The sequence below is a fragment of the Zoogloea sp. genome, assembly GCF_023150065.1.
In the GTDB taxonomy this organism is placed as follows: domain Bacteria; phylum Pseudomonadota; class Gammaproteobacteria; order Burkholderiales; family Rhodocyclaceae; genus Zoogloea.
On sequence record NZ_JAKLLN010000174.1, the window covers coordinates 1 to 590 of the forward strand.

Below are 590 nucleotides of genomic sequence, written 5' to 3' on the forward strand. Positions count from 1 at the left end.
GCGAGGCCGTGGCCCGCGCGGTGGCCCGCAGCGACAGCCGCGTGGCGCTGGTGGCGAGCGGCTCGCTGTCGCACCAGATCTGGGAAAACCGCCTGGTGGAGCAGGGCTTCAACACCATCAGCCGCGAGTTCAACAAGCAGGTGGACCTGCGCGTGCTCGACCTGTGGCAGGCCGGCGAGTGGGCGACCTTCCTGCGGATGCTCCCCGAGTACGCCCAGTACTGCACCGGCGAAGGCCGCATGCACGACACCGCGATGCTCTTCGGCGCGCTGGGCTGGGACGGCTTCACGGGTGAGGCCGAGGTGGTCTGCCCGTACTTCGAAAGCTCCGGCACCGGCCAGACCGTCGTGCAGTTTCCGGTGGCCGGCATCCCCGCCGCCAGCCGGCCCCTCGGCATCGAGATGCCGGTTTCCTGACCCCACCCAAGCCACACCAAGGAGAGGCTGATGCCCCATCTGATCTACGAATACACCGACAACCTGGGCAGTGACGCCGACATTGCCGGCCTGCTGCGCAAGTCGAACCAGGTGCTCATCGACCAGGGCGGCGTGTTTCCCATCGGCGGCATCCGCTCCCGCGCCATCCGCCTC

The 590-nt window shown here is 68.6% G+C and carries 2 protein-coding genes; both read left to right on the top strand.

What is annotated here, in order from left to right; translation table 11 throughout:
- Positions 1–416 (top strand): hypothetical protein (locus L6Q67_RS24115; RefSeq protein WP_296576230.1); only part of this gene is annotated, 416 nt, incomplete at its 5' end.
- Between the two features lie 30 nt (positions 417–446).
- A partial coding sequence (locus L6Q67_RS24610) for a hypothetical protein (protein WP_367171684.1) occupies positions 447–590 on the top strand: 144 nt, incomplete at its 3' end.